Here is a 996-nt window from a genome sequence, read left to right as displayed (position 1 = left end):
TAGTAAATATCTGAAAGCTTGCCCTCAATGACAACAAATTTGAGCGTCTTGCTGTTTTTGATATCTTGATCAGGAATATAAAAACGCGCCGTTACATAGCCTTGATCCAAATAAACTTTGGTTAACTTCTTGATTAAGAGCTGAATATCGACAAGACCGATACATCCTCCAACATAAGGCTCTGTTACGGCTGATATAAAGCGCTTTTTGACATGATGCACTCCCTCAACAACAACAGCATGAATGGGAAAACATTGCTTCCCACCCAAAAGCGTTTCTGGATTTTGCTCTGAAGGCGTCTTGATCCTTTTAGGCGTTAAAGCGCGTAATTTCTCAATTCTTTCTAATTGCTGCTTTTCTGAATACCCACGAGAAAAATTATCTGTTGGGGAATGAAAAATAGCTGAGGAACGCGCATAAACATTTACACCTGTAAACAAGCCAAAGAAAACAACAATGGCACGAAAAATTCTCAAAAGAGAACTTTGGCGTAAAAATACACAAAACAATACAGATTGCCCCCGCTTTGCACTATTCATGAAGCATGATTTAAAAGAACTTCATGGAACCGCTAATAAACCCACTCAAAACAGCCACTGCCCTATAACACTTTTAACAAAAGCACATGCCTCTGTAACCAAAAAAGTGACACCCAAAAACTGCTTTATTTTACAAAAACCACTTTATTTTAACTGCTGAAGATCTCTCCCCCACATTTCTATGGAAAAACCTCTAAACAAAACTGTTTAGCCCGTCAATGGTTAATACATCAATATCCCCAGTTTAATGCTACAATATATTTATCAATAATTAGAGATAAATTCACTCTCCAGCTCCTCTAAGCCACTCAACACGCATATAAACGAGACATCATCCTATCAAGCACATCCTGTCGTCAAAAACCATCATAGAAAACAATAAGAAATCTCTTTTGAAGTCTTTAAGACAACCACGCAAAACTCTTTTTATGGCATTCTCATCAAGGAACTTTTTTCC

General features: G+C 37.3%; 1 protein-coding gene. It reads right to left on the bottom strand.

All coding sequences use genetic code 11. The features are described from left to right. On the bottom strand, positions 1 to 539 hold a 539-nt coding region (locus tag ACFIJL_RS09550; RefSeq protein ID WP_375624479.1), incomplete at its 3' end, for a POTRA domain-containing protein. Positions 540 to 996 lie beyond the last annotated feature (457 nt).

Origin of the sequence: Bartonella sp. TT119HLJHH, from assembly GCF_042193385.1 — a bacterium.
In the GTDB taxonomy this organism is placed as follows: domain Bacteria; phylum Pseudomonadota; class Alphaproteobacteria; order Rhizobiales; family Rhizobiaceae; genus Bartonella.
This window is presented reverse-complemented; position numbering and strand designations above follow the sequence as displayed.